The sequence below is a fragment of the Aquidulcibacter paucihalophilus genome, assembly GCA_030285985.1.
Classification (GTDB): Bacteria; Pseudomonadota; Alphaproteobacteria; order Caulobacterales; family Caulobacteraceae; genus Brevundimonas.
In genome coordinates this window covers 2,499,505-2,524,818 of sequence record CP127384.1, presented here as the reverse complement: position 1 = coordinate 2,524,818, position 25,314 = coordinate 2,499,505, and the positions used below count along the sequence as shown (strand labels likewise).

Below are 25,314 nucleotides of genomic sequence, written 5' to 3'. Positions count from 1 at the left end.
CATGGCCAGACCCCCCGTCATTCCCGAGCGCCCGCCCTGCCGGCTTTATCTGATCACACCCCCGGTCATCCCGGATCTCGCCGCCTTTGCGCGCGACCTCGAGGCGGCCCTGGACGCGGGTGACGTGGCGGCGCTGCAGATCCGGCTCAAGGACGCGGACGATGCGGCCGTGCTGGCCGCTGTCGCGGTACTGAAGCCCCTGGCGCAGTCGCGGGGCGTGGCCGTGATCCTCAACGACCGGGCCGATCTGGCGGCGCGATCGGGCTGCGACGGCGTCCATCTGGGGCAGTCCGACGGCACGGTCAGTGCGGCGCGGACCATGATGGGTCGGGACGCCATGATCGGCGTGACCTGTCATGACAGCCGGGAACTGGCCATGGACGCGGCCGAGGCGGGCGCGGACTATGTTGCCTTCGGGGCCTTCTTCCCGACCGCGACCAAGGAGACGATCCACCGACCCGATCCGGAAATCCTGACCATCTGGCAGGAGACGGTCGAGATCCCCTGTGTCGCCATCGGCGGGATCACCGCTGCCACTGCCGGGGACCTGGCGCGGGCCGGGGCCGACTTTGTCGCGGTGAGCGCCGCCGTCTGGAACCATCCGGACGGACCTGCGGCGGGTGCCCGGGAGTTGTGTCAGTCTATCGCCACAGCCGGTTGACCTTCAGGGGATATTAGGATGCGACGGGTTAGGAAGTCCGCTGACATCCCGCCGCTCGGACCCGTAGATGACCATGAGCCGCGCGCTCGACCCGCTTGAGCCCGTCGTCGGCGCCGAAGTTGCGGCGAAGACGATAGCGCGCGCCGCCGGGCGCCCGGCGGGCCTCGGTCAGCCGATGGCACCCATCTTCACAGCCATGGCCGTCCTGGTTCTGGTGGTTCTGTCCCTGACATTTGCGCGGTCCGCCGGCGTAGTGGCGGCGCTCTGGGGAGCGGCCGGGGTCGCGGTCGCTGTCTGGCTGCGAACGTCGCGGGGCCAGCTCTATGACCTGTCTTTCGGCGGTTTGATTGCTGCCGGGATCGCGGCCGGCGAGTTGCTGGCTGGCAACTCCATCGGGCTGACGGTGATGTTCACCGTCGCCAACATGCTGGAGATCTGCCTCGCCGTTCTGCTGGCGCGGCGGTTCGCCCCGACCCTGAATCTGGCTTCTGTGCAGGGCGCCTGCCGCTTCCTGCTGGCGGCCGCCGTCATCGCCCCCATCCCCGCGGCGGTGTTCGCCAGCGGCATGCTGTGGTGGATGACCGGTGCTGATTTTATGGCCTCCGCCCAGACCTGGTGGTTCGGTCATGCGCTCAGCATCGCCGTTCTGTCGAGCTTTGGCCTGGCTCTGAACAGGCGGGAAATCGCCCGCTACCGCGTCCCTGCCCGGGCCATCGAGGCCGTGGTCCTGCTGGGCGGGCTGACAGGCCTTTGCTACGCCGTCTTCTCGCAGCAGCTTCTGCCGATCGGCTTCGTCACCATGCCGGTGCTGCTGCTGATCGCCGTCAGACTCCGCATGCTCGGGGTGACTGCGGCGCTGATCATCATTTCCATACTGGCTGTCGGCGGCAGCATGCGAGGCTTCGGTCCTTATGCCGTGGCGTTCGAGGGCGCCGACCGGGCCCTGATGGCCCAGCTGCTCGTGCTGTTCGGCTATTTGCCGATCATGCTCGTCGCCGCCCTGCTGGAAGAGCGCGACCGCTTCGCCGACCGGGCCCGGTTGGGTCGGGTCCGTGCCGAAAAGGCGTCCGAGGCCAAGTCGCGCCTGCTCGCCAACGTCGCCCATGAGATCAAGAGCCCCGTCGGCGGTGTGATCGGCATCGGCGAGCTGTGGAAGGCCGGTCAACTGGGCCCCGTCTCGGAGACCCAGGCCGAGATGGCGGACATGCTGGTCAAGACCGCCCGGCAGGTCGAGGCCCTGGCGCATGACCTGCTGGACGTCGCCCGCGCCGAGTCCGGCGCGGTCAAGGTCGAGCTGCGGCCGACCGATGTGCCCGGCGTGCTCGAGGATGTCCGCCGGACGACGGCGCTCCGGGCGGACGCCCACGGAATCCGGCTGGACGTGATCAGCGAAGGCGACGGCCTGGTCGCGCTCGCAGACTCCCAGCGCCTGACCCAGGTGATCGCCAACCTCGCCTCCAATGCCGTCAAATACGGGGGTGCCGGCGGGGTGGTCATCTTCCGCGCCAGCAAGGTCTACGACGGCGTCCGGATTGAGGTTATCGACCGAGGCGGCGGCCTGTCGGCCGAAAAGCAGACCCAGTTGTTCGAACCCTTCAATCGGCTCGGCCTCGAACGTTCGACGGTCGAGGGGCACGGCATCGGCCTGGCCCTGGCCAAGCGGCTGGTCGAGTTGCAGGGTGGTTCCATCGGCGTGACCTCGGCACCCGGCGAGGGTGCCACCTTCTGGGTCGAACTTCCGGCGGCCTGATCGCGGCGTTCCGCCGCGCGGCGGATGGTGCATGGACACGGGCCGGACCGGGGCGCAGGACAAGCCCCCCGACCCTGTGAGGACCAACCGCTGTGGAACTCGACGCACTGCTGCTTTCGCGATTGCAGTTCGCTTTCACCATCGCCTTCCACATCCTGTTCCCGGCCTTCACCATCGGGCTGGCGGCTTTTCTGGCCGTGCTCGAGGGGCTGTGGCTCTGGACGAAGCGCGATGCCTTCAAGGTCCTCTACCTGTTCTGGGTCAAGATCTTCGCTCTCAGCTTCGGCATGGGCGTCGTCTCCGGCGTGGTGCTCAGCTACCAGTTCGGCACCAACTGGTCGGAGTTCATCCGCCTGACCGGCGGGGTCATCGGACCCCTGCTCGCCTATGAGGTCCTGACCGCCTTCTTCCTTGAAGCGTCCTTCCTGGGCGTCATGCTGTTCGGCTGGAAGAAGGTCGGGCCGAGGCTGCATTTCCTCGCCACGGTTCTGGTCGCGGTCGGCACCACCATTTCGGCCTTCTGGATCCTGTCGGCCAACAGCTGGATGCAGACGCCGCAGGGGTTCGAGACCCTGGCCGACGGCACGCTTCGCGCCACGGATTTCATGGCCGTCATCTTCAATCCCAGCCTGCCCACCCGGCTGGCCCACATGCTGCTGGCGGCCTTCCTGACCACCGGTCTGGTGGTCGGGGCGGTTTCGGCCTTCCATGTGCTCAAGGACCGGGCGAAGGGTGCCGTCACGGGCTGGACCGAGAGCCGGATCGCGCTCGTCATGGCGGTCGGGCTGGTCGCGGTCCTCGCACCCCTGCAACTGGTCGCCGGCCACCTGTCCGGCGAGGTGACGCACAAATACCAGCCGTCCAAGACGGCGGCGATCGAAGGCTATTGGGAGACCCGGTCCGACCAGCCGCTGCATCTGTTCGGCATCCCCGATCGGGATGCGCAGAAGAACCATTTCGAGGTCTCGATCCCGGGGCTGGGCAACGCCGTCCAGAACCTGCCGCGCGACGAGGTGATCCAGGGTCTGGACGCCTGGCCGCGCGAGGATCAGCCGCCGCCCTTCATTCCCTTCTTCGGCTTCCGCATCATGGTGGGCCTGGGCCTGCTGATGATCGTCCTCGGGACGGCGGGCGCGTTCCTGATCTGGCGTCGCAAACTGTTCGAGACGCCGTGGTTCCTGCGCTTCTGCGTGGCCATGGGCCCGTCCGGTTTCATCGCCGTGCTCGCCGGCTGGATGGTCACCGAGGTCGGTCGCCAGCCGTGGGTTGTCTATGGCGTGCTGAAGACGCGGGATGCCGTTTCGCCCGTCACCGCCGGCGAGGTCGCGACCAGTCTCATCGCCTATGTCGTGGTCTATTCGGTTGTGTTCACGGCCGGGGCTCTCTTCATCCTCCGGCTCATGGCCGAGGGGCCGGTTGCGGCCCTGGCCGAACACGCACCGCGCGGAGATCGGGCACCGGGATCGCCGCTGGCCAAGGCTCCCGAAGACACCACGCCGGGAGACGCCTGATGCTGGACCTGCCACTGATCTGGGCCGGGCTGATCGCCACAGCCGTCCTGCTCTATGTCACCCTTGATGGCTTCGACCTGGGCATCGGCATCCTGTTTCCCTTCGCGAGATCGAAGGAAGACCGGGACGTGATGATGAATACGGTCGCGCCCGTCTGGGACGGCAACGAGACCTGGCTGGTGCTGGGCGGCGGCGGCCTGCTGGCGGCCTTCCCGGTGGCCTATTCAGTGCTGATGCCCGCCTTCTACCTGCCGGTCCTGCTGATGCTGGCCGGGCTGATCCTGCGCGGCGTGGCGTTCGAGTTCCGCTTCCGCGCCCGCAATCGCGGCCGCAAATTCTGGACCCAGATGTTCGCCGGCGGCTCCATCCTGACCGCGGTCGCCCAGGGCCTGATCCTCGGCGGCTTCATCCAGGGGGTGACGGTCGAGAACGACCGCTTCGCCGGCGGGCCGTTCGACTGGCTTACGCCCTACACCCTGCTGGTCTCGGCGGGGATCGTCGCGGGCTACGCCCTGCTCGGCGGGACCTGGCTGATGATGAAGACCAGGGACAACCTGCACGGCGACGCCCGTCGCTGGAGCCTGATATCGGCGGCCGCGGTGGCCTTCCTGCTGGCTGCGGTGAGTGTCGCCACCCTGCTGGTTCACCACCGCATCGGCATGCGCTGGGGGATCGATACGGCCGAGGTGCAGATCGCCTGGGACATGCTCCTGCCGCGCCTGGCCATTCCGGCGCTGGGTCTGGCGGGCCTAGCGGCGATCTTCGTCATGGCGCGCAAGGGCTCGCATCTCTGGCCGTTCATCGGCGCGCTCGTCGTCTTCCTGTCCGGCTATTTCGGCCTGGCCGTCAGCTTCATGCCCTATGTCGTGCCCTACGCCCTCGACTTCCGTCAGGCGGCGGCGCCGGACAACGCGCTGGGCCTGATGCTGGTGGGCACGGTCGCGATCCTGCCGGCCATCCTCGGCTACACGGCCTGGGTCTACTGGGTGTTCCGCGGCAAGGTCGACACGGAGTCCGGCTATCATCATTGAGCCCGTACCTCCGCCTGAAACCGAAGAGGCGCCCGGCCCGTTGTGGAAGCGGCTGGCCTGGTTCGCGGGGCTGGCCGTGGCCGCCTCGACCGTGACGGCCATCGTCGCCTATGTGCTCAGGGCCTTGCCGTTCGCGGGTTGAGGGGGGATTGTCGTCCCATGAAAATGCTCGTTGCCGCCGCCGCCCTGCTGCTCGCCGGAGCCGCGCACGCCCAGACTCCACCGGCCCAGACTCCACCGGCCCAGACTCCACCGGCCCAGACTCCACCGGCCCAGACTCCACCGGCCCAGACTCCACCGGCCCAGACTCCACCGGCCCAGACTCCACCGGCCCAGACTCCACCGGCCCAGACTCCGGCCGCGCCCGCACCGCCCGTCAGCAGCCTGACCCGTGACCTGAACAGCGGTCCGCCGGCCCCGGCGGTCTATCTGGCCCCGGCGCCCGCTCCGGCTCCCGAGACTGCTCCGGCGTCGGCGACGACGGTCGCGCCGCCTGCTGCCGCGCCTGCCCCGGTTCCCGCACCGACGCCTGCGCCGCCAGTGCGTTCCGTCGCGCCGACCCCGGTCCTGCCGCCGTCAGCACCCTTCACCCCTCCGCCCGGCGGGATCACACCGCGGTTGACCCCGATACCCACCACACCCGCGCCCCAGCCGAGGATGGCGCCGATCACGCCGCCGGGATCTTCCCTGCCCAGCCCTGTCTTGCCGCCTTCTGCGCCTTTCACGCCGCCGGGCGCGCCCCCGGCTCCGGCGCCTACGGTCCCTCTGGAGGTCGTCACCGCGCCGCCCGCTGCTCCCGCCGCTCCGGCCGTCACCGTTCTGGACAGCGCCGCCCGTGCGGCCCTGCCGTTCACCGCCGACCTGCCGCCGGGCTTCGAGATCGTCACCGGCCGTCCGGGTCCGGACTTCCGCATCTATACGATCCGGCGCGGGGGCCAGTCGTTCGTGATGGTCTATGCCGGCCCGGCGTCGCAGTTCCCGATCTACAGCGGCCAGATGGTCGAGGCCGCCGGACGCGCCTCCATCCTCTCGACCGAGGACGGCGTTCGCCATGCGGTGGAGCACCTGTTCCAGCGGACGGCCACGCCGCGCGAAGTCCACGTCTGGACCATGAGTCTGGACGGCGCCGATCGCGACCTGGCCGAACAGATCGCCCAGTCGGTCGACGTCCGCTAGCGCGACCTCAGACCCGGCGGACCACTGTGTCCGGGTCACCCAGACGCACGCCGCGCGCGCCGACGAAGACCAGCACCTCCTGCCCGGGCGCGGCGGCCCAGCGGCGCAGCGTCGCCTGATAGGGCTCGCGCCGCCAGTCGTGCGGCCGGGCGGCGTCGCATTCCACCACCAGCCGCGCACCGCCCTGTTCGCTGTGCAGGACGAAGCCGGCGGTGGTCGGCTTCCAGCTTTCGTCCAGCGCATCGGTCAGCAGCCACAGGCAGTTGAAGACGCGGCAGTCGGCAGGCCGGTCTTCATAGATGGCGCAGCCGGCGGACTTGCTGAAATGCCTGCACCATTTGCCCGACGGCTTGTCCAGCGCGGTCACGCCCATCAGCTTGCAGCACAGGCCGCAATCGCCGCAGCTCCTGGCGGGGGCCGGGCCGTCTTCACGCATGGGGGAGGCTCCGAACGTCCATGATCCTGCCTACCACGGGCCGGGTGTCGCTGGCCCGCCTCATGCGGCGGGATGGATCGTCACAGCACTTCCCGCCGGGACAGGTGGATCGTCATCAGGATCAGGGCGACCAGGCCGAGCCCGCAGCCCAGTCCAAGGGCGGTGTTAACCCGCCAGGCGTCTGACGCCATCATGTTCACGGGCATCTGCCACGGCAGGAACACGCCCTCCTTCGCCGAGGTGGCGACGACGGCGAAGAAGGTCCCGCCGATGCCCAGCACCAGCCCGGGCACGAAGCTGGCGAAGCGCAGGGCGGTCCAGAGCTGCAGGGCGATCATCAGCAGGCTGGCGAGGAAGATCTTCCCCATCAGTTCCGCATAGGTCGCCAGGTTGAAGGGGCCCGTGGCGGCGAACTCCGGCTTGATGGCGCCGGCCAGGCTGATCGCCGCCCAGTTCATCGCCAGTGTGGCGACGCTCATCAGGGCCACGACAGCCAGTACGGCGACGGCCTTGGCCGCGTACAGACGCCAGCGCGGTGCGGGCAGGGCGCGCAGATGGTCCCAGCTGCGCGGCCCGTGCTCCATATGGGCGACCAGGGCGGTCAGGGCCGTCACGCTCATCGGCAACATGAAGAAGGCCCAGACGCCCGCCGCGCTGGTCATCCACATGTCCCAGGTCGCCGACCGGCCGGACCGCAGAAGCATGAAGAAGCCGAACACGGCAATCAGGGACGGTGCGGCGACCGCGAGCAGGGCCGCCAGCGAACGGTTCAGCTTGCGGGCCTCGACCGCGAAGGGCGCGAAAAAGGGGGCGGCGGACATCAGATGTGCTCCGGCTGCATGAGGGGTTGGGCAGGGGGCGGGGCGGAGACGTCGCGATAAATCCCCTCAAGCGTCCGGGCGCGCGGTCCGATGGCGAAGACGGCGATGTCGGCTTCGACGAGGGCGCGGTTCAGGGCGGCGGCGGCTGCGCGGGCGTCCTCGCCGGGCTTGAGGCTGGCCACGACCCGGTCGGTTGACCGCGCCACGGTGAACCCCCGCGACGCAGCCAGTTCGGCCGCGCGCGCCGGGTCGTCGGTCTCGACCGCAATCTCCGGCGCCAGCTCGGCCTTGAGCCGGGCGAGTTCGCCCTCCAGGACCAGCCGGCCCTGATGGATGATGCCCACATGGGTCGCCGTCTGTTCGATTTCCCCCAGCAGGTGGCTGGACAGCAGCACCGTCGCCCCGGTCCGGGCCGGCAGTTCGCCGAGCAAGCGGCGCATGTCGGCGATGCCGTCCGGATCCAGCCCGTTGGTCGGCTCGTCGAGGATCAGCACCGGCGGTGCCCCCAGCATGGCCCGGGCCAGCCCCAGCCGCTGGCGCATGCCCAGCGAATAGTCGGAGACACGCCGCCCGGCGTGTTCGGACATCTCAACCACCTCCAGTACGCGATCGATCTCGGTCCGGGGCAGGCCGACCAGGCAACGGGTCAGGTCCAGGTTCTCCCGCCCGGACAGGTTTCCGTAGAAACCGTGCGCCTCCAGCAGGGCCCCGACCTTGCGCGCCGCGCCCAGCCGGTCGCCGCCGACATCGACGCCGCAGATCCGCGCCGTGCCGCCGCTCGGCCGGATCAGGCCCAGCAGCATCTTCAGCGTCGTCGTCTTGCCGGCCCCGTTGCGGCCCAGGAAGCCGTAGACGGCCTGCTCCGGCACGGTCATCGACACGGCATCCACCGCCAGATGGCGTTTGAAGCGCCGGGTGAGTTCGGTTGTCTCGATGGCGGCGGACATGGGCGGCGCTCTGGGTTCGTTTAACTCGCATATAAAGTTGCGAAGCTCGTGTCTTTAAGTCAAGATTAAAGATCAGACAGAGTTCCGACCCCGGAGACCGACCCGTGAGCCAGACTGACATTGACCGCTTCCGCCAACGCTGTGCCTGGTTCCGCCGGCTGGCCGTCTTCATGGTCATCAGCGTCGGCGCCCTGCTGACCCTCATACATTTCGTCGCCCCCGGGGTGATGCTGGCCCGCGGCGACTACGACGGAACGCCGGGTGGCTGGATCTCGGACGTCGTCTGGGCCCTGCCGACCGTCTTCTACCTGTTCGCCGTCTGGGCGATCGGCGCGGCCATGGGGCAGCTGTCGAAGGGGCGGTTGATCCAGCCGATCCTTGTCCACGCCCTTCGACGCGTCGGCCTGTCCCTCGGGCTGGGGGGGCTGTTCAGCGTGTTCGGGGTCACCAATGTGATCCGCCTGATCGAGGGCGGCCGGGGCGGCTTCGCCTATTTCGATGTGGCGGGCATGACCCTGGGCATGATCGGCGGGGCCCTGTTCCTGCTCGGCGGTGTCATGGAACAGGCCGGCAAGGTCCAGGCCGAGCTGGACGAGATGATCTGATGCCGATCCGCGTCACCCTCGACCATCTGATCGTGAAGAAGGGGCTGAAGGCCCGCGACCTCGCCGCCGAGGTCGGCCTCAGCGAGACCCAGTTGTCCCTGTTCCGCTCGGGCAAGGTGAAGGGCATCCGCTTCCGCACGCTGGCGAAGCTGTGTGCCGCGCTGGAGTGCCGGCCCGGGGATTTGCTGGACTATGACTTCGACCCGGCGGATCTCGCCGCCGTCGACGAGGACTAGCCGCCGAAGGTCACCGTCTGCGCCTGCGAGCCCGGCCGGAACACCACGGTCCGGGTCACGCCATTGATCCGCACATTGACCTGCTGTTCCTGGTCGTCGTGGACGCCGGGGAAGAAGTCGAGGTCGATCGTGACGGCGGCGATGTCCCGGTCGGTGGTCTCGCCGCTGAAGGCGACGCGGACGTTGTCGCCGGCCAGATCGGTGGCGGCGTGGGTCACCGGGATGGCGGCACCGTCGATATCCAGACGAAACCGCTGGCGCAGATGGGTCTCGAGGTCGGCCACGGCCCGGGGGTCGTCGAGGCTCGGCTGGGCCTCCGGGGCGATGGAGACCAGGGCGGGCTCCACGTCATGGGCGGAGAAGCGATGCACCACGCTGACCGCGCCCGAGGCGGGATCGATCTCGACCACGGTCAGGCCTGCGTGGCCGCGGTGCGCCAACGCCGGAGAGGCGAGGGCGCCGACCAGGGCCGCGACCAGCAGGGCCCGCTTCATCACTGGCTCGCCGCCGGACGACGGACCCGGGTCGCCGTCGAGTCGGGGCTGACTTCAACGTCGGAGTCGCGCATGCGATTCTCGCCGGGCGGCGGTGGCGGGGACAGGCGCAGCGTCCGCTCGTCGATGCGGCGCGGGAAGTGGTTGTTGGCCAGGTTGGCGTCGGCGGTTTCCCGCAGCGGGTCGACCTCGGCCGAGACCAGGGTCTTCGAGGACACGTGCTGCCAGATGACCTGCTGGCTGTTCCGCCGCCAGATCTCGGCGGGGATGCGGATCGTCTCGTCAGAGCCGTCCGAATAGGTCAGCTTGAGGATCACCGGCATGACCAGGCCGCCGACGTTCTTGAAGGTGAAGCGGTAGATGTTGTCGTCGAAGCCCTGGGCCGCGCGGCGGTCGGCGTCGGCGCGGCGGGCGGCGCTTTCGGCGTCCCGGCGCTGCTGGGCCGTCGTCGTGAACCGGTCGGTCTCGTTGTAGAAGTCCCGCGTTGCCGGATCGCGTTCGACGACCGTTTCGATGCCGCGGTTGTTCTCGACCGTGCGCGAGACCGGCTCCTGTTCGAACCGCTCGCGGGCGGCGCGGTTGCGGACCTCGGGGTCGGGAGAGTCCAGCGTCGCCGCCGTGACGCTCTCCAGCGAAATGTCGACGTGGTCGGTCGAATAGAACCAGCCGCGCCAGAACCAGTCGAGATCGACGCCGGAGCTCTCCTCCATGGTACGGAAGAAGTCATAGGGCGTCGGACGTTTGAAGGCCCAGCGCTGCGAATATTCGCGGAAGGCGCGGTCGAACAGTTCGCGGCCCAGCACCGTCTCGCGCAGGATCACCAGGGCGGTGGCCGGCTTGGCATAGGCGTTGTTGCCGAACTGCAGCAGGCTGTCCGACTGGGTCATGACCGGCACCTGGTCCTGACTGATCATGTATTCGATGATGCTGGACGGCTCGCCGCGCGCCGGGAAGTCGGCATCCCACAGCTTCTCGGCCTGGAACTGCAGGAAGCTGTTCAGCCCCTCGTCCATCCAGGTCCACTGACGCTCGTCGGAATTGACGATCATCGGGAAATAGGTGTGGCCGACCTCATGGATGACCACGCCGATCAGGCCGTTCTTGGCGCGCTCGGTATAGGTCAGGCGGCCGTCGTCACCCCGCACCGGGCGCGGCCCGTTGAAGGTGATCATCGGATATTCCATCCCGCCGACCGGACCGTTGACCGACTGTGCCGTGGGATAGGGGTAGGTGAAGGCAAACTGGTTGTAGACGTCGATGGTGTGGGCGATCGACCGGGTCGAATAGGCGTCCCACAGCGGGCGGGCCTCCTTCGGATAGAAGGACATGGCCATGACCACGGGGTGTTCGGCGCTCTCCTGTTCGACGCCCATGGCGTCCCAGATGAATTTGCGGCTCGAGGCCCAGCCGAAGTCACGCACATTGTCGGCGCTGAAATTCCAGGTGCGCGTGCCGGAGCGGGCCGGGCGGGACTCGGCCGCGGCGGCCTCGGCGGGCGTGACGATATAGACCGGGGCGTCGGCGGTGCGGGCCTCGGCGAGGCGGGCCCGTTGTTCGGCGCTGAGGATGTCGGTGTTCTGGAGTTCGCCCGTCGCGGCGACCGTATGGTCGGCGGGTGCGGTGATGGAAACGTCGTAGTCGCCAAACTCGAGCGTGAACTCCCCGGCACCCAGGAACTGGGCGTTATGCCAGCCCTCATAGTCCGAATAGACCGCCAGACGCGGGAACCACTGTGCCGCCAGGAACAGGCAGTTGCCGTCCTCGCCGGGCTTGGTGAAACATTCATAGCCGCTGCGGCCGCCGACCACATTGGTCTCCGGCAGGGGCAGGCTGAAGTCGATCGTGAAGGCGAAGCTCTCGCCGGTTGCGAGCGGGCGCGGCAGTTCGACCCGCATCATGGAATCGACGATGGTGAAGGGCAGGTCGCGGCCGTCCGGACCGGTCACCTTCAGGTCGTTGAAGCCACCCTCCCAGCCCTGCATCCGTTGCACGCGCAGCACCTCGTTGACGCTGACCGTGTCCGAGGCGGTGTAGGTGCGGCTGCGTTCGGCCAGGGAGTCGCGGCGGTAGTTCTGCTGATCCAGCAGCAGCCACAGATAGCCGAGCGAGTCCGGCGAATGGTTGGTGTAGGTCACCGCCTCGCGCCCCGTCAGGGTGCGGTTGGCCTCGTTCAGGCTGACGTCGATGTCATAGTCGACCTGCTGCTGCCAGTAGCGGTGTCCGGGGGCTCCCGAGGCGTTGCGGTAATCGGTCGGGGTCGGCCAGTCCTCGCCCTCGAACTGGCGGAATTTGTCCTCGAAGGTGCCGCGCGACTGGTCGACCGGGCCAACGCTCTGCTGCGCTAGGGCGGCCGTGGCCATGAGGGAGACGCCGGCAACCGACGCCAGCAATATACCGATCCGCATTCGAAACACCGTCCCCAACTGAAAGCCCGCGCGGACCTTAGTCCGCCCGGATAATGTAACAAGGCAGCGAAGATTAAGTCTGCGTAATCCAGCCGTGCCGCGCGGCCCAGGCCAGCGCCAGTTCGGGCCAGACGGCGGCCGGCCGGCCCGCAATCAGCCGAATGCCGAAACCGTGGCCGCCCTCCTGGAACAGATGCGCCTCGGCCGGCACGCCGGCGGCCCTGAGGGTTGTCAGCAGTTGCAGGCTGTTCTCGACGGGTACGGACGCGTCATCCATGGCGTGCAGCAGGAAGGTCGGTGGCCGGGCGGTCCAATCCATCCGCTCCAGCGAGTAGCGCGCGATCATTTCCGCCGTCGGCGTGTCGCCGAGAAGCTCCAGCCGCGACCCGGCATGGACATGCGAGTCCGCCATGGTGGCGACCGGATAGAGCAGGATCGACAGGTCCGGTCGGTGCGACACGGTGTCGGCGGCGTCCACGGCGGCATAGGTCGCGTCCGTGCGTGCGGTCAGCATACCAGCCAGATGCCCACCCGCGGATGCCCCCAGCACCGCGACCCGCGTCGGGTCCAGTCCACGGGCGGCGGCCTGTGACCGCACCAGCCTTAGGGCGCGCTGGGCATCCTGTAGCGGCGCGTCGGGCCCGGCGGCCCAGCCGTCGCCCGGCAGACGGTAGCGCAGGACGAAACAGGTCACCCCGGCCGCGGCGAACACCCGGGCGCAGTCCAGCCCTTCCTTGTCCACGACCGCCCATTTGTACCCGCCGCCGGGGATCAGCAGCAGCGACGCCCCGTTGGGCCGGTCGGGCCGCAGCACCGTCAGGATCGGATCGGTGGTGTAGCGGGCGAAACGATCGTGGAACGCAGGATCGGTCGAGCGCTCGGTCACCTGCGGCGTCACCGTGACCCGTTCTCCGCCCGGTGCCGCGCCGGGCCATAGCCGGATGACCTCGGCCGGATCGGAGGGCGCGACCTGCAACGATACCGGTGTCAGCGCAGCGGCAGGTCGGGCTGTCGCGGCCAGGGCGGCGAGGCCCAGCGCGGCTCGGCGATTGAGGGTCATGAGGCGGGGCTCCTGAAGCCGAAGCTAGGCCTTCAGTCGTCGTCCGCCAAGGCGGCCCGGATCAGACCAGTTCGACCGCCACGGCCACGGCCTCGCCGCCACCGATGCACAGGCTGGCCACGCCCTTCTTGCCGCCCCGCGCCTGAAGCGCCGACAGCAGGGTGGTCAGGACACGGGCACCCGAGGCTCCGATCGGGTGACCCAGGGCCGTGGCCCCGCCGTTGACGTTCAGCTTCGCCCGGTCGATGCCGAGGTCGCGCATGGCGATCATGGCGACCACGGCGAAGGCCTCGTTGATCTCCCACAGATCGACGTCGTCGACCGTCCAGCCGGCCTTCTTCAGCGCCTTCTGCATGGCCGGCACAGGTGCAGTGGTGAACAGGCCCGGCTCATGGGCGTGGGCGGCGTGGCTGACGACGCGCGCGACGATGGGCAGTCCCATGGCCCTGGCCACGCTCTCGCGGGTCATCACCAAGGCCGCGGCGCCGTCCGAAATCGAACTGGCGTTGGCGGCGGTGATGGTGCCGTCCTTCGAGAAGGCGGGCTTCAGCGTCGGGATCTTCTCCGGCATGGCCTTGCCGGGCTGTTCGTCCTCGGTGACGGTGACGACGCCCTTGCGCGAGGTGACCTCGACCGGGGTGATCTCGGCCTTGAAGGCACCCGAGGCAATGGCTTCCAGCGCCCGGCTCAGGCTTTCGAGCGCATATTCGTCCTGGGCCTCGCGGGTGAACTGGTAGGTGCGCGCCGAGTCCTCGGCGAACGATCCCATCAGCTTGCCGGGCGTATAGGCATCCTCCAGCCCATCCATATACATGCTGTCGACGATGACATCGTGGCCGATCCGGGCACCGCCGCGGTGCTTGGTCATCAGATAGGGCGCGCCCGACATCGACTCCATGCCGCCCGCGACGATGACATCCGCGCTGCCGGCCATCAGGCTGTCAGAGGCCATCATCACGGCCTGCAGGCCCGAGCCGCACATCTTGTTCACGGTCGTCGCCTCGACATGCTGGCCAAGGCCGGCACCGATGGCGGCCTGGCGCGCCGGGGCCTGGCCGAGGCCGGCGGGCAGGACGCAGCCCATGTAGATCTGCTCGACCTTGTCCGCCGCGATCCCGGCACGCTCGACCGCGGCCCGGACCGCCGTCGCGCCCAGCTCGGTCGCCTTGACGCCGGACAGGGCACCCTGGAAGCCGCCCATGGGCGTGCGGGCGAAGGAGACGATGACGACGGGATCGGACATGGAAAAACTACCCTTGGGAGGAGGAATTGCGCGGGTGGATGGGCCGCTGCGCCGGGAAAGGCAAGAGGCTCAGGCGGCCTCTTCGTCGGTCCGTTCCCGGGGCATCATCTCGCCGACCGTCGGCCGGTTCTCTGCCCGGGTCAGCAGGATGTCGCGGGGTTTGACGATCTCGTTGCAGTGACCGCAGGCGATGCGCGGCGCCAGGTCGTGGCCGCAGGCCTTGTGGATCATGGAGACGCCGGAATCGGCATCGCCATAGACATGTTTGGCACCCCAGCCATGCAGGGTGACCAGCACGCCGTACAGGTCCTTGCCCTTGGCGGTCAGGACATACTCATTGCGGGGCGGGCGCTCCGAATAGAGCTGGGGTTCCAGCACCCCGTGCTGGACGAGGCTCTTCAATCGCGCCGCCAGCACATTGCGGGCGACGCCCAGCCGCTCCTGCCACTGTTCGAACCGGCTGACGCCGTTGAAGGCGTCGCGGATGACCAGCAGCGTCCAGGGATCGCCGATGACCTCAAGGGTGGCGGCGATCGAACAGCTTTGTCGAGAATAGTCTGCGGTGCGTCCCATGTTGCCGAAAGTGACCCTGCGTCAGCCGTTTGGCAAGAGGGTTGCCAATCTGAACGGACTAGGTCAGTCTTGTTTAGCTACGGACGCGCCGCGGCGTTTCCGGATCCCTTGACTCCGGGCGGAGGCCTCAGCGCTTCCGCCCGCCTTTCCCGCACGGTAGCAAGGCCGCATGACCGAGCAGACCCTCGCCGAAGCCCTGGCCCTGACCGATGATGGTGCCGGCGGCCTGACCGCCCGGCTGACCGGTGGATTTTCCAATGCGCCGCAGTCCGCGCCCCAGGAACGCGGCGCGCCCTTCGGCGGGTTGATGGCCGCTCTGGCCGCCGGTGCCATGCGGCAGGGGCTGGGTATCGAGACGCCGCTGCAGTCGCTGACCATTCAGTATCTCGCCGCCGCCCGTTTCGAGGAAGCGGTCTTCACCCCGACGATGAACCGTGGCGGCCGCAACGTCGCCTATGCCTCGGTCACGGGTGGGCAGGCCGACCGGCCAGCGATACAGGCGCTTGGGACCTATGGTCGTGATGTGGCCGGGCCGGTGCTGACGCCACTGGCAGCCTCGCCGACGCCGGTCGAGGATCTGGATTCGACACCTCTGGATCCGCTCTTCGGGCCCTGGTTTACCCGCCACATCGATCACCGTTTCGACGCCGGCCCGAAGCTGTTCGGCGAGAACGCGGGCCGGACGCCCGAGCTCAGCTGCTGGATGCGGACCCTTGACGCCGCCCCGCTGGACGAGGCGCGGCTGCTGTTCCTGCTGGACGGGCTTTATCCGACCTATTTCACGGCCTTCCCGGCCCCGCCGAATGTCTCGGCCAGTGTCGATCTTCGCGCCGACCTGCTCACGGAACTGACGCCCGATACCTCGCCGGAAGGCTGGGCGTATTTCCACTTCACCAGCCGGGATGTCGGCGGGGGCTGGGCGGTCGAGGACGGGGTGGCGCGTGCTCCGGACGGCCGGCCGCTGGCCCTGGTGCGGCAACGCAGGAAGCTGATGCCGACGCGCGGCTAGCCGTGCAGGCCACGCAACTGGATCAGGGGGATGACGATGTCCTCCTCATCCTCCAGATGGCGCAGCAGGGGACGGGCCCCGCGCGCGATCAGATCGGACAGGCGGGCGGCCTTGTCCGCCGCATCCGGGGCGTTGCCGGTCACCGCCTGATGAAAGGCCAGACCGCCCTGGAACAGGGCCTCCAGCGTCTCGTGGATGGCGTCATGGTCGCGGTCGAGCAGGTCGATGCCGGCGCCGATCTTCGGCTCGATCTTCCGCATCATGGGAAAATACTGGCCGCTTTCGATCCGGTGGTGGCCGTCGAGGTGCTGAAGGAAGGACTGGAGGGCGGGGATCAGCTGGCGATGCAGGGTCGTCAGGTCGCCATTCGCCCGCCACTGGCCGACGAGGCCGTCCATATGGGCCTGGTGCCCGCGGAAGCTGCCGTGCATCTGCAGCCAGAAGGCCGCGGTCTCGTCGAGGGCGGCGGTCCAGCGGTCGCGCGGGTATTCTTCCAGCAGGTAGCGGAAACGGGACGGCAGCCCGGTCCGCGAGGCGAGGGCCTCAGACAACCGCGGTGGTCGTCTTGATGAAGCCGCCGCCCAGAAGCCGGTCCGGATCCGCCGGGTCATAGAGGGCGCAGGCCTGGCCGGGGGCCACGCCTTCCTCGCCCGAGGCGAAGGTCACGGCGACGGCACCGTCGACCATCGACAGGCGGGCGGGGGAGGGCGGACGGGTCGAGCGCACGCGGGCCAGCACCGGAGCCCCGGCGTCAGCCGCCGCCTCGATCGAGGCCTCATCGCCCAGCCAGTTGGTCTCGTCCAGCGTCAGGGACGCGGTCAGCAGGGCTTCGCGCGGGCCGACGATGACGTGGCGCTTCACCGGATCCAGCCGGGTCACGAACAGGGGCTCGCCCACGGCGACGTTCAGGCCGCGGCGCTGGCCGATCGTATAGTCGGTGATGCCCGCATGGCCGCCCAGCACCCGGCCGTCCATATGCACGATCTCGCCCGCCTCGCGCCCCTGCGGCCGCAGCTTGTCGATCAGGGTGCGATAGTCGCCGTTGGGGACGAAACAGATGTCCTGGCTGTCCGGCTTGGCGGCGATGCGCAGGCCCAGTTCGGCGGCGACGCCACGCACCTGCGGCTTTTCCAGATCGGCCAGCGGGAAGCGCAGATAGTCGAGCTGCTGCGCCGTGGTGGCGAACAGGAAATAGGACTGGTCGCGCGAATGATCGATCGCCTTGCGCATCTGGGCGCGGCCATCGACGACCGCGCGTCGGACATAGTGGCCCGTGGCCATGGCCTCGGCACCGAGATCGCGGGCGACGTCCAGCAGGTCGCGGAATTTGACCGTCTGGTTGCAGCGGATGCAGGGCACCGGCGTCTGGCCGGCCAGATAGGCATCCGCGAACTGGTCGATCACCGCGTCACGGAACCGGCTTTCGTAGTCGAGGACATAGTGGGGAATGCCCAGCATCTCGGCCGCAAGACGGGCGTCGTGGATGTCCTGGCCGGCGCAGCAGGCCCCCTTCTTCTTGAGCGCCGCCCCGTGATCATAGAGCTGCAGCGTCACGCCCACGACGTCATAGCCGGCCTTGTGCAGCAGGGCCGCGACGACGGTGGAGTCCACCCCGCCCGACATGGCCGCCACGACGCGCGAGCCGACCGGGAGGCCGACCGCCGCGCGCGCGGACTCGACCGCCGCATCCATGTCGGTGCGGGCGATGGTCGGAACCGGGCAGATGTCCTCAGTGAGGGTCATGGCGGGCCATGTAGTGCGAAAGCGGCGCGAATTCGAGGCCCGTCCGGAAACGAAAACGGCCGCCCCCTTCGCCGGGAGCGGCCGTGATCTCTTCGGAGCGGTCGCCCTAGGGGCGGCCGTAGTGCTGGATGCGCGTCGTGCGCAGGCCCTGCATGCCCCATTTGTCGATCGCCTTCTGCCAGGCGAGGAATTCCTCGGCCGTCAGACGGTAGCGCGCGAGCGCGTCTTCCAGACTGATCAGTCCGCCGCGTACCGCGGCCACAACCTCTGCCTTGCGGCGGATCACCCAACGGTCCGTATTGGCCGGAGGGAGGTCGTGCAGCGTCAGGGGAGTGCCCGTCGGCCCGACCACGTATTGTTCGCCTCGATTATTAAGGCGTCGCTCTTGCAACATGGGCTTATGCCTCATTGACCACCACCACTAGGAGTGAACGATAGCGGTCGGCGGCTAAGGGCCGTTTAAGCGTCGTGGTGAAGGAAAGGCTAAAATGCCGTCCGTCCACCATCTCAATATTCAACGAATGATTCATTGAGGTTTACGCCTTGTTACTCAAGTATCAGCGTTTGATGCTGATGAGTTCTGCGAGCATTTCGTCCGCGGTGGTGATGATCTTGGACGATGCGGAATAGGCGCGTTGGGTGGTGATCAGGCCGGTGAACTCGGCCGACAGGTCAACCGTGGAGGCCTCCAGTTGGGAGGCCCCGATCAGGCCGGCGCCGCCCGTGCCGGCCGTCTTCAGATTGAAGGTGCCGGAGGCCTGGGCGACAAAGTAGGCGTTGCCCGAGGTCTGGGTCAGGTTGTCCGGGCTGGGGAAGGTGGCCAAGGCGATCTGGGCGATCTGCCGGGTGACGCCATTGTCGAAGATGGCGGTGACGAAACCGGTGTCGTCGATACTGATTTCGGACAGATTGCCGAAGGCGGTACCGTTGGTCAGCACGGCCTGCACCACCGAACCGCTGTCGTACTGCGTCAGGCCACCCGTTGTAGCGGTCAGGTCGAAGGTCAGTGTCTGGCTCTCGATGCCGAGATCAGAAGCCCAGGCCGCCGCTCCGGCGGCAGGCGGGCCCGAGTTGGATGAGCCGAAGCTGATGGTGGCGTTGTTCACGTCGGGGAACAGGGCGCTGGCGCCGAGGCCTGCCATGGCGGCGACGTCAAGTCGGCCGTCCTGGGTGAAGGCGACCAGGCCGCTTCTGAGTTGGCCGTTAGAGAGTCCGGCTCCGGTAGTGACGTCAGAGGCCGGGATGGCCCGGATTTCGGCGTACCACTGGTTGGGCACGGTGCTCTTCAGGAAGGAGACCGCCACAGTCCGCTGCCCGCCCTTGGAGTCCGACAGCGGGATTGTCAGTTCGAAGTCGGGCTTTACGCCCGCACCGGTCTCTACGTCCCACATCGCCATCGAGTTGGTCGCGGGGTCGTAGGCATTGGTGCCGGGGGGCACGGCTGCGGCGTCGGTGGCCTCGGGGGTGACCGTCTGGCTGGACTTGATGTTGGCGTTCAGCTGGATGCGGGTGGTGGCTTCCGCCGTGCCGCCGACCGAGCCGACGTTGATCGTGCGGAGGCGGTTCAGGTCGGAGGGGTCGGTGGCGATATTGCCGTCCGCATCGACCGGCCAGCCCTGCAGGTAAAGCCCGGATGTGTTCTTGAGATAGCCCAGGTTGTCGACGCTGAAGGCGCCGGCGCGGGTGAACAGGCGGGTATCGGTGACTTCCAGGTTCTCGGCCCGCTCGGTGACCACGAAAAAGCCCTGGCCGGCGATGCCGAGGTCTGTGTTCGAGGTCGTGCGCTGCAACTGGCCGTTCTGGCTGGTGAAGTGGCGTGCGGTGGCCAGCACGCCGCCGGCGGAATAGCCCGCGCCTTGCGACCTGCTGTTCATTACCGTCGAGAACTCACCTACTGTGCGCTTGTAGCCGACGGTGTTCACGTTCGCGATATTCTGCGAGATCGCCGCGAGGGCGGCGGAGTTGGCGGTCAGGCCGGACACGCCGGCCAGCATGGCGCTGTTGATACTCATGGCGTCAGACTCCTTACGAGAACAGTTTCATTGGATTGAGGGAGGAGGCGATGGCGGCCATCAGGCCTTCCTCGCTGTCGTCATTGGCGGGCGGCGGCGTCGCGGCGGCCCGGGCCTCTTCCAGCGCGATCACGGTGGAGAGCGGCAGTATGGAGTTGCCGACGGTGAGATATGGTTCGCCGTCGTACATCTCGACGCCGGTGATCCGGCCGCGAGTCAGGACCTGGCTGTCGACAGCGCCGCCGGCGGCGTCCTTGGCCACGACCCGCAGCGAATAGACCTGGCCGTCCTGACCATCATTGCCGCTGGTGGCCTTGCCGTCCCAGGTAAAGTCGTGGACGCCGGTCGTGCGGTCGGGCGCATCGCCGGACCAGACCACCTTGCCCGCGCCGTCCAGCACCTCAAGCCGCGCCGAGGTGGCGTTGGCGGCCAGTTCATAGCTCCAGGTCGCCTCACCACCAGTGAGTTTGGTGGCCGACCAGACCGCGGTGGCCTCCTTGCCGATATAGGTGGCGGCGCCGGCGAGGTCGCCGCCGCCCTGGGCGGCCAGCAGGCCCTTGAGCAGGTCGTTCGTCAGTAGCTGCTGCTCCACCCCGGCCATCTGCGTCAGCTGGGCTGTGAACTGGTTGGAATCGACCGGCGACAGCGGGTCCTGGTTCTTCAACTGCGAGGTCAGCAGGGTCAGGAAGGTCTCGAAATTCGAGGCCAGCATGGTCGAGCCGGCACCGATCCGGTTGGTGGCGCTGGCAGTCGTGTTGGCGACAGAGTCGACCATCGGATCAGACCTTCATGTCCACGCCCGAAGGCGAGAGGGTGAGCGCCAGCCAGCGCGGCGGCTGGGCGACATCGATTTCGTCATTGAGACGCGAGGCGGCGGCGAAGGCGCGCGACGAGCCATTCCGCGCATCCTGACCGCGGTCGAAGGCGCTGGACCCGCTGTCCCGCTCGGCGAACTCGAAGGCGTCGGCGGCCAGGTGGAAGCCGGCATCCTCAAGCTCCCGGCGCAGTTCGTCGGCGCGGCCTCTCAGATCCGTGGCCGCGGCGGGGTTGTCGAACGCCAGGCGGGCGTTCAGTCGCCCCTCGGAATCGATGTCCAGCTTGACGTCGACCCGGCCGAGTTCGTCGGGCGTCAGGGCCATTTCGAACCGGGTCGAGCGGCCCTCGAGCCGGCGCAGGATCTGGGCGGCGATCTGGGCCGTCGCCTCGATGGTGGCCCGGGACAGCTGGGACACGCCGGTCTCCCGCGCAGCGGCGGGGGCCTGGGTCTGCGTCGAAGCGCCTTCTCCGGGGGGCGGCAGGTCGGACGTCGGCTCTCCGGTTTCGCCCGTGTCGGCGGCGGCGTCGCGGGCGGCTGCGGCGGCGGCGAGGAGGTCAGCCGCGCCCGGCGTGGGACCCGAGGCGACGGCCGGAGCCGCGGTCGCGGCGGCCGGAGCTGCGGGAGACGCACCCGCGGCCCGGGGCTCTTCGCCGGTCTTGCCGACCGACGGTTCCACGGGACGGGAGGTGCGCTCGGCCAGGGCGCGCATCGGTGCCGGCGAAGGAACGACCGGAGGCGGGACCGGGGGCGCGGACGAGGCGGCGGGCGCACCGGCCCGCGCCTCGGCGTTGATGGCTTCCAGGGCGGCGGCCGTCTGGGCGGCCGTGACAAGCAACGGGGCGTGACCCTGGTCCCGGTAGAACTCATGCACGACCGGCGGTGTCTGCGGGTCGGTCGTCTTGGGCCCGGGGTTCTTGTCGACCGGCTGCAACGGCATGACGGGTGGATCGTCCGACGTCCCGGACGGGCCGGCTGGCACGGGCGGCAGGACGACGGGACGCTCTTCGTCGCCGTTTTCCGTCGAGGCCTTCACGTCGCTTCCGGCCGGCGCGTCCGGTACTATGGGCAGGACCAGGGGGACCGGGGGCTGGGTTGGCGCGACCAGGAAGCCGGCGGTGTCGCTCGCCTCTGCTTTCGGGTCGGCGGTCGTCTCTGCTTCGCTGACGCTACCCTTGGTCGTAGGCGCGGCGGCGTCCTCTCCCGACAGGGCCGTCAGCAGGTCCTGGAATCCGGACGCGTCTTCGCCCGGCGACCCTTGCGGGGCGCTGGCGACGGATGGCGCGATGACGGACATGAGGGGGAGGGCGGACATTGTGCCGGGGAGCGGTTCGCCGAAGCGAGGGGGACGAGGGCGCTTCCTGCGCCGGACATTCGGAACCTCTGGCGCAAGTCGCGGGCCAACTGATCAGGTGGCCATAAGTCACTGAACAGGAATAGGAAAATATCGTGTCCGTCGAATGCTTCGTGGCGGCGCCTCAGTCGAAACTTGCCGCGTGGAGACGATTCTTGCCCGGCGCCCGGCGTGGAACGTTCAGCCCTGACGAAGGCCCGCCGCGCAACTGGCCCGGCGTTTGCGCCCCTTGCCGCTCATGACCCAGGCGCGAAACGCAAGAGCGCGTAATTTCAGTAACTTGTACGGCCCGCCTTCGCGCGATGCCGGGCAAAAAGCGCGCGTCGGCTGGCAGGGCTTGCCGGGTGCCGCGACTTTGGAGGCCTTCGGATGTCCCTGAACGCCATCATGAACACGGCGAGTTCGGGCCTCCAGGCGGCCCAGACCCAACTCCGTATCGTTTCGGACAACGTCTCCAACGTCAACACGCCCGGCTATGTCCGCAAGATCGGGGAGCAGCGGACCCTGACCGGCCAGGGCATGGGCTCCGGCGTCGAGGTGGCGCGCGTTCGGCTCGCCACCGACCGGTTCCTGCAGGCGGCCACCCTGAACGCAGGGGCCGAGTCGGCGCGCATGGGCGTGCGCCACGAATTGTATGACAGAATCCAGTCCCTGTTCGGCGATCCGGGCGGCGACACAGGTTTCTTCTCCCAGGTCGACGCCGTGTTCTCCGCCTTCGCGGCCAGCGCCGAGGACCCGACCTCCTCGCCCCGACGTCAGGACGCCCTGTTCCGGACACAGGCCCTGTTTGACGAGGCCAGCCGCATCGCCGGCCAGATCCAGGCCGTGCGCCAGGACGCCGACAGCCGGATTCAGAGTGCCGTCGAACGGGCCAACGGCTTGCTTGAGCAGATTGAGGGCCTCAATCTCGAGATCGCGCGCGCCACAGCCGTTGACGGAGACGCCTCGGGCGCAGAGACCGCCCAGTCGGCCCTGGTCGGCCAGCTAGCGCAATTGATGGATATCCGGATTGCACCGCGACCCGTGGGCGGTGTGTCGATCCGCACTGGCGTGGGTGCGCTCCTGGCCGGGCAGGGTGCTGCGGTCCTTGAGTATGGCCGCGCCGGGACGGTCACCGGAGCAACCGCTTTCGGTGAGGTCCTCGTGACCGAACCCGGCGGACAGAAGCGGCCCTTGCTGGACAGCCTGGTTTCAGGCGAGATCAAGGGCTTGGTTGAGCTCAGGGATATCGAGGCACCAGCGGCGGCGGAACGGCTGGCCGAACTGGTGGCCCATGCGGCGGACGAACTGAACCGCGCGCACAACGCCAATTCCGCCGTACCCGCCCCGACCAGGCTGACCGGGCGCAATGTCGGCCAGTCGTTCGAGAGCGCCATCGCCGGCTTCTCCGGGCAGGCCACGGTCGCCGTGACCAATGCCGCCGGGGTGATCCAGACGCGGGCCGACATCGTCTTCTCGGGCGCGACCATGACGGTCAACGGCGCCGCGGCGACACCGGCGACCTTCCTCAGCGTCCTGAACGCCCAGCTGGGCGGAGCGGCGACGGCCAGTTTCACCGACGGACGGCTGAGCATCGCGGCCACTGGCAGCAACGGCGTCGCGGTGGCGGACAGCGCCACGACGCCTTCGGCAAAGGCCGGTCGGGGGTTCTCGCACTATTTTGGCCTCAACGACCTGGTCTCCTCGGATCGGCCCGCCTTCTACGACAACGGTCTGACGGCCGCCTCGCCGCACGGCTTCACCGCCGGCGAGACACTGAAGCTCCGTTTCACTGGCGAGACCGGCTCGCGGCTGCGGGATGTGGAGATCGTTATTCCTGCAGGCGGTACGGTCGGCGACCTGGTTGCAGCACTGAATGATCCCGCAACCGGTGTTGGCCGCCTCGGGGCCTATTCGCTGGCCGCGGACGGTTCCCTGTCCTTCACCGGTTACGGCAATCCGGCTCCGACGCTGACCGTGCTTGAGGATCGCACCACCCAGGTGCCTTCCGGCGTATCCGTGACGGAGCTGTTCGGCCTCGGCGGCGGGGTGCGTGCCTCGCGCGCGGACGACTTCGCCCTGCGGGCGGACATCCGGCAAAGCCCGTCCAAACTCGCTTTCGCCCAGTTGAACCTGTCCGCCGCTGTCGGGACTCCCTCCCTGAGCACGGGCGACGGCCGGGGGGCGCTGGTCCTCGCCGATGCCGGTGAGCGCACGGCGAATTTCGCGGCGGCCGGTGGATCATCGGGCGGCGCGATCTCGGTCTCCCGCTACGCGGCGGAGCTGTCCGGCGAGATCGGCGGCAAGGCGGCCGCATCCAAAAACCGGATGGAGACGGCGAGCGCACTCTACACTGAAGCGGGTTCACGCCAGACGGCGCATGAAGGCGTCAACCTGGACGAGGAGCTCGTGCTGATGACGACCTATCAGCAGGCCTTCAACGCCTCGGCCCGGCTGATCCAGGCGGCCAAGGATATGTATGACTCGCTGATGGGGATGGTCTGATGACCCGCGTCGCAACCTTCGGAAACTACCAGTCGGCCCTGCTGGACCTGATGAACGCCCAGAGCCGGGCGACCGACGCCCAGCAGCGGGTCTCGACCCAGAAGGTGGCGACGGACCTGACCGGGTTCGGTCGCCAGTCCGAAACCCTGACCGCCATCAAGGGTTCGCAGAACCGGATCCAGGGCTTCATCGACACCAGCGCCGCCGTCAGCGCCCGCTTGACCACGCAGGACCTGGCGCTGGGCCAGGTGAAGGACGCCATCACCGGCGTGCGCGATTCGCTGGGCAGCGCGATTTCGACGGATTCCGGCACCTTGGTGATGCTGGAGCTGGATTCTCATTTCCAGTCGGCGCGCGGCGGGCTGAACATGCGGCACCACGGCGGCTATCTGTTCGCCGGTGCCTCGACCTCGACCACCCCCCTCGCCGCAACCAGCCTCGCCGAACTGGCGGCCGCGCCGGACGTGGCTTCCCTTTTCAGTAATGACACCCTGAAGACGGCGAGCCGCGTCGCTGAAGGCACGACCCTGGAGACCGGCTTCCTCGCCGATGAACTGGGCACGGACATCCTGAGCGTCCTGCGGGACATCCAGACCTACCATGCGACGCCCGGCCTCGGTCCGTTGACCGGCAAACTCACCGCGACGCAGAAGACCTTCCTGACGACGCAGCTGGGTCGGCTTGAGCAGGCCGGAACGGCCGTGGTCGACAAGATGGCCCGGACCGGGTCGCTCGCAAAACAGGTGGAAAACATCACAGAAGGCCATGAGGCGCAGAAGATCGCCCTCGACGGACTGCTGGCCAGCCGCACGGATGCCGACATGGCGGAGGCGATCACCGATCTGCAGCTGTCCCAGGTGGCGATCCAGGCGTCGGCCCAGGTGATCAGCCAGCTGCGCCAGGTCTCCCTGCTCAACTATCTGAACTGACAGTGCACTTTATGCACCGG

24 protein-coding genes are annotated in these 25,314 nt (G+C 68.4%); 10 read left to right on the top strand and 14 right to left on the bottom strand.

Annotated features, from left to right (window positions below):
- Position 1: 1 nt before the first annotated feature.
- From thiE to KB221_12300, 5 genes are all read left to right on the top strand, one after another.
- Positions 2-661: a thiamine phosphate synthase gene (gene thiE, locus KB221_12320; GenBank protein WIY68862.1), complete on the top strand. Its 660-nt coding sequence runs from the start codon at positions 2-4 to the stop codon at positions 659-661.
- 67 nt (positions 662-728) lie between these two features.
- Positions 729-2,411, top strand: coding sequence for an ATP-binding protein (locus tag KB221_12315; GenBank protein WIY68861.1), 1,683 nt, complete (start codon positions 729-731; stop codon positions 2,409-2,411).
- A gap of 92 nt (positions 2,412-2,503) precedes the next feature.
- Entirely contained in the window at positions 2,504-3,922 is a 1,419-nt protein-coding gene (locus KB221_12310; protein WIY68860.1) for a cytochrome ubiquinol oxidase subunit I, read from the top strand.
- Entirely contained in the window at positions 3,919-4,953 is a 1,035-nt protein-coding gene (gene cydB, locus KB221_12305; protein ID WIY70921.1) for a cytochrome d ubiquinol oxidase subunit II, read from the top strand. The genes KB221_12310 and cydB overlap by 4 nt, the downstream gene beginning before the upstream one ends.
- 159 nt (positions 4,954-5,112) lie before the next feature.
- The gene (locus KB221_12300) at positions 5,113-6,129 is read left to right on the top strand and encodes a hypothetical protein (protein WIY68859.1); all 1,017 of its coding nucleotides are present in this window, start codon (positions 5,113-5,115) and stop codon (positions 6,127-6,129) included.
- 7 nt (positions 6,130-6,136) lie between these two features.
- Here KB221_12300 and KB221_12295 read toward each other — a convergent pair whose 3' ends face one another.
- The 3 genes from KB221_12295 to KB221_12285 form a co-directional block, all read right to left on the bottom strand.
- A complete protein-coding gene (locus tag KB221_12295) occupies positions 6,137-6,565 on the bottom strand; it encodes a YkgJ family cysteine cluster protein (GenBank protein WIY68858.1) in 429 nt (142 codons plus the stop codon).
- A gap of 80 nt (positions 6,566-6,645) precedes the next feature.
- Complete coding sequence (locus KB221_12290) at positions 6,646-7,386, bottom strand: ABC transporter permease (GenBank protein ID WIY68857.1); 741 nt, start codon at positions 7,384-7,386, stop codon at positions 6,646-6,648.
- The gene (locus tag KB221_12285) at positions 7,386-8,333 is read right to left on the bottom strand and encodes an ABC transporter ATP-binding protein (protein WIY68856.1); all 948 of its coding nucleotides are present in this window, start codon (positions 8,331-8,333) and stop codon (positions 7,386-7,388) included. The genes KB221_12290 and KB221_12285 overlap by 1 nt, the downstream gene beginning before the upstream one ends.
- Positions 8,334-8,437: 104 nt before the next feature.
- On the opposite strand from KB221_12285, the gene KB221_12280 reads away from it, so the two are divergent.
- Complete coding sequence (locus KB221_12280) at positions 8,438-8,938, top strand: DUF2975 domain-containing protein (GenBank protein ID WIY68855.1); 501 nt, start codon at positions 8,438-8,440, stop codon at positions 8,936-8,938.
- A complete protein-coding gene (locus tag KB221_12275; GenBank protein ID WIY68854.1) occupies positions 8,938-9,174 on the top strand; it encodes a helix-turn-helix transcriptional regulator in 237 nt (78 codons plus the stop codon). Before KB221_12280 ends, KB221_12275 begins: the two co-directional genes overlap by 1 nt.
- Here the strand turns inward: KB221_12275 and KB221_12270 are convergent.
- From KB221_12270 to KB221_12250, 5 genes are all read right to left on the bottom strand, one after another.
- Positions 9,171-9,668: a hypothetical protein gene (locus tag KB221_12270; GenBank protein ID WIY68853.1), complete on the bottom strand. Its 498-nt coding sequence runs from the start codon at positions 9,666-9,668 to the stop codon at positions 9,171-9,173. The genes KB221_12275 and KB221_12270 overlap by 4 nt on opposite strands.
- A complete protein-coding gene (locus tag KB221_12265) occupies positions 9,668-12,073 on the bottom strand; it encodes a M1 family metallopeptidase (protein WIY68852.1) in 2,406 nt (801 codons plus the stop codon). Before KB221_12265 ends, KB221_12270 begins: the two co-directional genes overlap by 1 nt.
- Before the next feature lie 73 nt (positions 12,074-12,146).
- Positions 12,147-13,133, bottom strand: a complete 987-nt coding sequence (locus KB221_12260) for an alpha/beta hydrolase (GenBank protein ID WIY68851.1) — start codon at positions 13,131-13,133, stop codon at positions 12,147-12,149.
- Between the two features lie 61 nt (positions 13,134-13,194).
- The gene (locus KB221_12255; GenBank protein ID WIY68850.1) at positions 13,195-14,376 is read right to left on the bottom strand and encodes an acetyl-CoA C-acyltransferase; all 1,182 of its coding nucleotides are present in this window, start codon (positions 14,374-14,376) and stop codon (positions 13,195-13,197) included.
- Positions 14,377-14,445: 69 nt separating this feature from the next.
- Positions 14,446-14,949 (bottom strand): helix-turn-helix domain-containing protein, encoded by a 504-nt coding sequence (locus KB221_12250; protein WIY68849.1) that lies wholly within the window; start codon positions 14,947-14,949, stop codon positions 14,446-14,448.
- A 169-nt stretch (positions 14,950-15,118) separates the two neighbouring features.
- Between KB221_12250 and KB221_12245 the strand changes: the two genes are divergently transcribed.
- The gene (locus KB221_12245; GenBank protein WIY68848.1) at positions 15,119-15,958 is read left to right on the top strand and encodes a thioesterase family protein; all 840 of its coding nucleotides are present in this window, start codon (positions 15,119-15,121) and stop codon (positions 15,956-15,958) included.
- Here KB221_12245 and KB221_12240 read toward each other — a convergent pair.
- From KB221_12240 to KB221_12215, 6 genes are all read right to left on the bottom strand, one after another.
- Positions 15,955-16,509: a hemerythrin domain-containing protein gene (locus KB221_12240; GenBank protein ID WIY68847.1), complete on the bottom strand. Its 555-nt coding sequence runs from the start codon at positions 16,507-16,509 to the stop codon at positions 15,955-15,957. The genes KB221_12245 and KB221_12240 overlap by 4 nt on opposite strands.
- The gene (mnmA, locus tag KB221_12235; protein ID WIY68846.1) at positions 16,502-17,701 is read right to left on the bottom strand and encodes a tRNA 2-thiouridine(34) synthase MnmA; all 1,200 of its coding nucleotides are present in this window, start codon (positions 17,699-17,701) and stop codon (positions 16,502-16,504) included. Before mnmA ends, KB221_12240 begins: the two co-directional genes overlap by 8 nt.
- A 106-nt stretch (positions 17,702-17,807) precedes the next feature.
- Positions 17,808-18,095, bottom strand: coding sequence for a DUF1153 domain-containing protein (locus tag KB221_12230; GenBank protein ID WIY68845.1), 288 nt, complete (start codon positions 18,093-18,095; stop codon positions 17,808-17,810).
- A 163-nt stretch (positions 18,096-18,258) separates the two neighbouring features.
- On the bottom strand, positions 18,259-19,713 hold the full coding sequence (gene flgE, locus KB221_12225; protein ID WIY68844.1) for a flagellar hook protein FlgE: 1,455 nt from the start codon (positions 19,711-19,713) through the stop codon (positions 18,259-18,261).
- A 13-nt stretch (positions 19,714-19,726) separates the two neighbouring features.
- Positions 19,727-20,488, bottom strand: a complete 762-nt coding sequence (locus KB221_12220) for a flagellar hook capping FlgD N-terminal domain-containing protein (protein ID WIY68843.1) — start codon at positions 20,486-20,488, stop codon at positions 19,727-19,729.
- A 4-nt stretch (positions 20,489-20,492) separates the two neighbouring features.
- The gene (locus KB221_12215) at positions 20,493-21,842 is read right to left on the bottom strand and encodes a flagellar hook-length control protein FliK (protein WIY68842.1); all 1,350 of its coding nucleotides are present in this window, start codon (positions 21,840-21,842) and stop codon (positions 20,493-20,495) included.
- 408 nt (positions 21,843-22,250) lie between these two features.
- Here KB221_12215 and flgK point away from each other — a divergent pair, with 408 nt between their 5' ends.
- Entirely contained in the window at positions 22,251-24,365 is a 2,115-nt protein-coding gene (gene flgK, locus KB221_12210) for a flagellar hook-associated protein FlgK (GenBank protein WIY68841.1), read from the top strand.
- Positions 24,365-25,294 carry a flagellin gene (locus tag KB221_12205; GenBank protein ID WIY68840.1) on the top strand — a complete coding sequence of 310 codons (930 nt, stop codon included), beginning with the start codon at positions 24,365-24,367 and terminating at the stop codon, positions 25,292-25,294. The genes flgK and KB221_12205 overlap by 1 nt, the downstream gene beginning before the upstream one ends.
- Positions 25,295-25,314 lie beyond the last annotated feature (20 nt).